Genomic DNA, 7895 nt, shown 5'->3' on the forward strand with positions numbered 1-7895 from the left:
GTTATATGAATCCTTCTTTAGAACTCCAGCTCAAAACCTTACCATCCGAACCCGGCGTTTATCGTTATTATGATAAAAACGAACAGCTTTTGTATGTTGGGAAAGCTAAAAATCTTAAAAAGAGAGTTCTTTCCTATTTCAACAAAAACCTTTCCGGATACAGAATCAAAATAATGGTCGGGAAGATTCAGCGATTGGAAACGACAATTGTAAACAGTGAGTACGATGCACTTTTATTGGAGAATAATCTGATTAAAGAGCATCAGCCGTTTTATAATGTCATGCTGAAGGATGATAAAACCTATCCGTGGATCTGCATCAAGAATGAAGATTTCCCAAGAATCTTTCTGACCAGAAATGTAATTAAAGATGGATCCGAATATTATGGCCCTTATGCAAAAGTGCGTCCTGCAAAGATCTTACTGGATACCATTAAGCATATTTACAAGCTCAGAACCTGCAATCTGAATCTTTCTCCGGCTAAGATTTCAGAAGGAAAATATAAAGTCTGCCTGGAATATCATATCAAAAACTGTGAAGGCCCGTGTGAAGATCTTGAAAGTAAGGAAGAATATGATGAAAAGATAGATGCTATCCGAGGAATAATCAAAGGGGATTTCCGCAAAGCGAAAGATTACCTGGTCAATCAGATGATGAAACTGGCTTCCAGCCTTCAGTTTGAACAAGCTCAGATCATTAAGGAAAGACTGGATATTCTGGAAGATTATCAGGCTAAGAATACGGTAGTTAATCCTAATATTGATGATGTGGATGTATTCGGAATGACCAGTGATGAAACAGCAGCGTATGTCAATTTCTTTAAAATCAGAAATGGAAATATCATCCAGAGTTTTACTACTGAGATCAAAAAGATTCTTGAAGAAACAGATGAAGATATTATGGAAGAAGCATTGATCGAGATCCGTCAGAAGTTTTCCTCTGATTCCAAAGAAGTGCTGCTGCCATTTCATTTGTCTGTAGAAATTCCTAATGTAAAGCTGATAGTTCCTAAGGTTGGAGATAAAAAAAGAATTGTAGAGCTTTCTGAAAAGAATGCTAAAGAATATCGTCTGGAAAAACTGAAACAGGTTCAGATTATAGATCCTGAAAGACATACCAACAGAATCATGGCCGAAATGCAGAAACTTCTAAGAATGCCGGTTGAGCCGAGACATATTGAAGGTTTTGATAACTCGAATATTCAGGGAACAAATCCTGTCTCAGCATGTGTTGTTTTCAAAGACGGCAGACCGAGTAAAGCAGATTACAGAATTTTCCATCCTAAAACAGTGGAAGGACCTAATGATTTTGCAACCATGGAAGAAGTAATCTACCGCCGTTACAAAAGAATGCTTGATGAAGGTGAAGACCTTCCCCAGCTGATTCTGATAGACGGAGGAAAAGGGCAGCTATCTTCTGCAGTAAAGAGCCTTAGATTATTGGGACTTTACGGAAAGATTACCATTGTAGGTATTGCCAAAAGGCTGGAAGAAATTTTCTTCCCCGAAGATCCTATTCCTTTATATCTGGATAAAAAATCAGAAACTTTAAAAATTCTACAGCGTGTACGTGATGAGGCTCACCGATTTGGGGTAAAGCATCACAGAACCAGAAGAAAAAATTCTACCATTAAATCTGAACTGGAAGAAATTCCCGGTGTTGGAGAAAAAACTATTGAGTTGCTTCTGTCTAAACTGAAGTCTGTAAAACGTATCAAAGAAGCCAATATGGAAACTCTGGAAGAAATTTTAGGGAAAAGTAAAGCTAAAGTGATTTGGGAGTTTTTTAATGCCAATGGATAAGTTGTAATACAAACAGTTAAATTTTCACAACCAAATGGTAGTTTTCATAGCATTTTACCACCATTCCCTATTTCATCAAAAAGAGACAAAAAGCCAACAATTTATTTAATACAACAGAAATACAACAATAAAAAACACAAATAAATAAATATTTTCTTTAAAAATAGTATTATATGTATTTTTTTCATAAATTAGTGTTATCAACTAATAACGATAATACTATGAAAATTTTTCTCATTTTATAAATTTTTCTGCATTTTCATTTACCATTATAGATGATGACTTATTTCTTGTAGTTGTATAGTATATGTTTTTTGTAGAAAGCCCAATCACAAATCCCTTTTAAACTTTCGAAAAAATGAAAAACACATCAGCATATATATTATAAAAGGCTCTTTTTTCAAGAGCCTTTTATGTTTATTGTTTTATTATTTTAAGATTATTTTGCCACAAAAACTTCTTTGGAATATCTTCCGTCAGCCTGTGGAATATCTATCACAATACCCCCATTTTCAAAATATCCAATGGTAGTATTTCCATCAGCCAGTTTTACGATGAAAACGGCGTTCTTAGAAGTTGTCTTAAAAGCTGCAAATGGCACAGAACTGCCAGATTTAGCCAAAATAAACTGATTAGGATCAATCTGTATTTTTTGAAGATCCAGTTTTCCGTTTGAGTAGCTGTTCGCTTCCGGAGCCGCCGTTGTAGATACAACTGATACAGCAGGTTCAGGAGATGTATTCTGACCATTGGTGGATGCCGGCAAGAACGCAACAGGATTTGAAAGCGGGACTTTTATTAAAGCTTCTTTTAAAGCATCCTTTAATCCTTCATCAAATTCTTTTATTTTTGAACCTCCTTTTGATTCCAATATTAAATTGTTATTACAGTCCTTAAACTGTACTATTACTTTATTTTTAAATAAATTTTTATCATTAATTACATCAGCATTCACCACGTTACAGAAATTACTTTTTGCTTCTGAAGGCCAATTATCTTTAATTACCGGAAGTACTATATATTTTTTTCCAGCCAACGCTTTGATGAAAGAGTCCTTTAATCCATAATCTTCCTTGAAAGTTTCAAGCTTTTCAGGAACTGTAACATATTTATAATCTGAAACCTTTTGTGCGAAAACCATCGTTGAACTTACCGCCAACATCAATATTGATAACTTTTTCATTTCTATAATTTTAATCGTTTCTGAATGCTCCCATATCCAGTTTCAGTGAGAAGAAATTGGAATAGAAATTAGATCCGCCTATTCCTGAATTTGTAATTGCATAATCCAGGGTAAGCCCTCTGTATCTTATCCCAAGACCTGCACTTGGCTGGAAAGAAACTTTTCTTTTAAGATCTTCTATATCTGTAATTGACTGGAATCTGTTGATCCCTAATCTCACAAAAATCATTTTCTGATATCCCAGTTCAGCTCCGGCATAAGGACTGATGCTGGCAAAATCTGAGGAAATCAATGAAGCGGTTTTAGCAAAATCTACATTAATCCCTGCTTCTGGCAATACATATACACTGCTATTGATTTCAAATAATTTGCTGGCCCCTACATTCAGCTTAGGCATTGTAAGTTCCAGTTTGTCTTTAGGTGCCGGGTTGAATTCTTCTCCGTTAACAACGGTTGAGAGCTCTTTCTGATTGATGCTCCAGAAGTTTACGGTAGTCGTAATATCTCTTACCATACCTCCAAACTTCCATCCGTTATCTGCTTTATAAATAGCACCTACATCAAAACCAAAACCATAACCACTTGCAAATTTACCTACATTTCTGTAAACAATTTTAGCATTTACCCCTACATCCAATTTTGGATTTCCTCCGGGCCTGAACGCATAAGAAAGGATGGCAGCATAATCGGATTGAGAGAATTTAGTGATTTTATCATAATCAATGTTTCCTTCAGAGTCAATCATCTGGGTAGTATTCAAAATGTTATCTACACCTAGTCTTACCACTGAAACACCAAAAACACCTTCTTCAAGTACTTTTGCATACGCCAGATAGTCGTATTTTGCGATAGACTCAAAGTATTCTGCGTGCATGGCTGCACCCTGCCAGTCTCTTTCAATGGACATCAAACCTGCAGGGTTCCACATAGGAGAATATACATCATCCTGATTGGTAATTACTGCCCCACCCATTGCAAGACCTCTTGCTCCGGCTCCGATATTTAAGAATTCATTGGAATATTTCCTGATAATCTGAGATTGAGACAGCCCAAACAGCAGTGAAAATGCAAGTAAAAGATATTTTTTCATCATATAAATTTGATGCTTAGTTTAAGTTTTTAGTTTTTCTGGCTTTAATTAATCCATTAACAATGATAGCCAGTATCATAACTCCTGAAGCAATATAAAATATAGGGCTCATATGTTCTGATTCCCCAAAGATAAAAAAAGCTAGTATAATTCCGTAGACAGGTTCTAAATTAACTGTTAAAATTAAAGTGAAAGGTGATATATACTTCATTAAATTCACCGATTCTAACATGGGAAAAGCAGTGAAAACACTAGCTAACAAGCATATTAACGCCAAATCCCGGTAGTTTATTTCATTCATCTGAAAAATTTGCCCCGAAAGCAAATAAAATATCATTAAAATGAACCAACCACAGAAAATTTCATAAAAAATAATATTTCCTGAACTCGTTTTACCAAACATTTTACCATTAAAAACAGAAAAAATAGTCCCGAATACAGCACAAAGGATTCCATAAATAATACCTTCTTTAAAATGAAATTCCGTTTTAAAGATCAATAGTATACAGGCAACAATGACTGTTCCCATAATGACTTCAGAAATATCTATTTTTCTTTTAAAAATAATAGGCTCCAGAATTGAGGCAAAAAGGGTAGATAAAGAGAGACAGCTTAATGCAATAGAAACATTGGAAACTTTGATAGAATAAAAAAAGCAATACCAATGAAGAGCCATCGCAAAACCTATTGCTGCCAGCTGAAAAAATATTTTCTTGGAAACTTTTATACTTTCCTTTTTAAAAACTCTGATGAATACGAAAAGAAAAACAGAAGCAAAGAGCATTCTGTAAAATACCAGAATCTGTGCATTGGCATGAATCAATTTTCCCAAAATTGCGGTGAATCCCCACAAAAATACAATTAAGTGTAATCTGAAAAGCGCCAATTTATGCATAACCTATCTCCTTTGAATTTTTAACGTGCAAATTTACAAATACGCTTTTATAAATCTTACAAAAAAATATAAATTTACATTAATAAAAAGATGATAAATAAAGTTTTTGATTGTTTTTCACCTAATACAGAACCTCTTTTATTCATTTAATAAAAAGATCAAAAATTACAGTATGATATTAAGCCCAACTATTGAAATCAAAACAAAGCGTTTAACCTTACGACCTGTTGAAGACTTATACATAGATGATATTTTAGAACATTTTACAAATGAGGTGACCAGATACATGCCTTTTAACCCACAAGGTAACCGACAGGATATCATCAACTTTGTTAATGAATCTAAAAGGACTCTGTCACAAAACACAGATCTTGTGATGGCTGTCCTGGATTCTGATGGTGATTTTACAGGATGTTGTGGTATTCATAATATAACAGAAGAATTTGTTGAACTCGGCCTGTGGTTAAAAAAAAGTTCTCAGGGAAAAGGACTTGGCACTGAGATCATAATAGCCCTCATAGAATTCCTGGAAAAGAATTTCACTTTTAAGTATATCTTATATCCTGTAGATGAAGACAATATAGCCAGCAGAAAAATCCCGGAAAAATTAGGCTTTATTCCTGCTAAGAAATATAAAAAGAACAAGAATCATCTTATCGACCTGAATATTGTAGAATATAGAAAGTATTACTAGCTATCGCACAAACAGCAATAAAAAACCCTGAAAATTTGTTAAACTTTCAGGGCCTTCAAATAATAAACTATTAAAAAAATAAACTAGGAACTTAGAGTATTTTGCAGAGAATATCACCTCTGTTACTCTAGTGTAAAGTTAGAAAAAATAAAAATTATTTAAAAATATTTTTTAGTTAAAAATTTCACAATTTACTAGAAACCAAAGTATTAAACAACTGTTTTACTTCGTATTTATATTCCTCATAAAAATAGTATCTTTAAGCGTAAAAAATTAAAAATTTTATGGACATTGAATTCAATAAACGAGAAGATCAAAACAGATTAAAATTATCTGAAATAAATCGCTTACTCACTGAGATCAAAAAAGGAGGTGGTGAGAAGAGGCTTCAAAAGCTTCGTGATGAAGGAAAAATGACAGCAAGAGAAAGAGTAGATTATCTTCTCGATAAAGATTCAGATTCCATAGAAGTAGGAGCATTTGCAGGATACGAAATGTATAAGGAGCATGGAGGATGCCCTAGCGGAGGAGTTGTAGTGGTTATTGGCTATGTTTCCGGAAGACAATGTATCATTGTTGCCAATGATGCTTCTGTAAAAGCAGGTGCATGGTTTCCTATCACAGGAAAGAAAAACCTGAGAGCACAGGAAATTGCAATGGAAAACAAACTTCCAATTATCTATCTGGTAGATTCCGCAGGTGTTTATCTGCCTATGCAGGATGAGATCTTCCCGGATAAAGAACATTTTGGAAGAATTTTCAGAAATAATGCTAAAATGAGCTCTATGGGAATCATCCAGATCTCTGCCGTAATGGGAAGTTGTGTCGCCGGCGGAGCTTATCTTCCTATTATGAGTGATGAAGCCATGATTGTAGATAAAACAGGCTCTATTTTCCTTGCCGGAAGCTATCTGGTAAAAGCAGCTATAGGAGAAAGTATCGACAATGAAACATTGGGTGGTGCCACCACTCACTGTTCTATTTCAGGAGTGACAGATTATAAAGCCAAGGATGATAAAGATGCTTTGAACAGAATCAAAAACATCATGAAGTCTATCGGAACTACTGAAAAAGCAGGTTTTGACAGAATAGAAAGCTTCCCGCCAAAAGAAAATCCTGAAAATATTTTCGGAATTATGCCAGCTTCGAGAGCTGAGCAATACGACACCTACGAAATTATTAAATGCATTGTAGACAACTCCGAATACGAAGAATACAAACCAGATTATGGCAAAAGTATTATCTGTGCAACAGCCAGAGTTGATGGCTGGTCTGTAGGTATTGTAGCCAATCAGAGAAAGCTTGTTAAGAGCGGTAAAGGAGAAATGCAGTTTGGTGGAGTGATCTATTCAGATTCTGCAGATAAAGCAACCCGATTCATTGCCAATTGCAATCAAAGAAAAATACCTTTAATCTTCTTACAGGATGTTACCGGGTTTATGGTAGGCTCAAAGTCTGAACATGGCGGTATCATTAAAGACGGAGCCAAAATGGTAAACGCTGTTTCCAATTCTGTAGTTCCTAAATTCACTATCATTACAGGGAACTCTTACGGAGCAGGAAATTATGCAATGTGCGGAAAAGCCTATGACCCAAGATTAATTGTTGCATGGCCTTGGGCTGACCTGGCCGTAATGGGAGGAGCACAGGCGGCAAAAGTACTTGCTCAGATTCAGGAATCCACATTAAAGAAACAAGGAAAAGAAATTACTGAAGAAGAACACAACGAAATTCTGGATACAATTTCAAAAAAATATCAGAAACAAACCGAATCTACCTATGCAGCAGCAAGATTATGGACAGATGCTATCATCAACCCTGCAGATACAAGAAAATGGATTTCTATGGGGATTGAAGCGGCTAATCACGCTCCTATTACTGAGAAATTCAATTTAGGAGTTATTCAAGTCTGATCGCAATATATTTATAAAATAAACACGGCTATTTCAATTTGAGATAGCCGTGTTTTTATTTATGTTTATATTTTTACAATATACCCCAAAATTATGTATAAGGAACACTAGTTATGATACATACATACTATATCAACAGAAAAAATAGTTATCTAAAGAGCTTATAAAAATTCTAGGAGCCTTCTCCCGCTATCCATTCATACTCCTCACGCTAAAGCTCTCCAACCCTGCAACCCTGCAGCTCTCCTACGCAAGCTGCGGGGTAACCATTACTATCGGGGCTAGGGGACGAGACGGATTATGAATGATGCGTTATGA

General features: G+C 35.1%; 6 protein-coding genes. 3 read left to right on the plus strand and 3 right to left on the minus strand.

The window, feature by feature from the left end:
* Window positions 1-5: 5 nt before the first annotated feature.
* Window positions 6-1802, plus strand: coding sequence for an excinuclease ABC subunit UvrC (gene uvrC / locus FW781_RS17430; protein WP_149388566.1), 1797 nt, complete (start codon window positions 6-8; stop codon window positions 1800-1802).
* Window positions 1803-2241: 439 nt separating this feature from the next.
* On the opposite strand, the gene FW781_RS17435 is transcribed toward uvrC, so the two are convergent.
* From FW781_RS17435 to FW781_RS17445, 3 genes are read right to left on the minus strand one after another with little or no spacing between them, the layout of a single operon-like run.
* The gene (locus tag FW781_RS17435) at window positions 2242-2985 is read right to left on the minus strand and encodes a hypothetical protein (RefSeq protein ID WP_149388567.1); all 744 of its coding nucleotides are present in this window, start codon (window positions 2983-2985) and stop codon (window positions 2242-2244) included.
* 10 nt (window positions 2986-2995) lie between these two features.
* Window positions 2996-4075 (minus strand): putative type IX sorting system protein PorV2, encoded by a 1080-nt coding sequence (locus tag FW781_RS17440; protein WP_449386660.1) that lies wholly within the window; start codon window positions 4073-4075, stop codon window positions 2996-2998.
* A gap of 16 nt (window positions 4076-4091) precedes the next feature.
* Window positions 4092-4970 (minus strand): DMT family transporter, encoded by an 879-nt coding sequence (locus FW781_RS17445; RefSeq protein ID WP_149388569.1) that lies wholly within the window; start codon window positions 4968-4970, stop codon window positions 4092-4094.
* Window positions 4971-5142: 172 nt separating this feature from the next.
* Between FW781_RS17445 and FW781_RS17450 the strand changes: the two genes are divergently transcribed.
* The gene (locus tag FW781_RS17450; protein ID WP_149388570.1) at window positions 5143-5664 is read left to right on the plus strand and encodes a GNAT family N-acetyltransferase; all 522 of its coding nucleotides are present in this window, start codon (window positions 5143-5145) and stop codon (window positions 5662-5664) included.
* A gap of 284 nt (window positions 5665-5948) precedes the next feature.
* Window positions 5949-7577, plus strand: a complete 1629-nt coding sequence (locus tag FW781_RS17455; protein WP_149388571.1) for an acyl-CoA carboxylase subunit beta — start codon at window positions 5949-5951, stop codon at window positions 7575-7577.
* Window positions 7578-7895 lie beyond the last annotated feature (318 nt).

Source organism: Chryseobacterium panacisoli, from assembly GCF_008274625.1.
GTDB classification, from domain to species: Bacteria; Bacteroidota; Bacteroidia; order Flavobacteriales; family Weeksellaceae; genus Chryseobacterium; species Chryseobacterium panacisoli.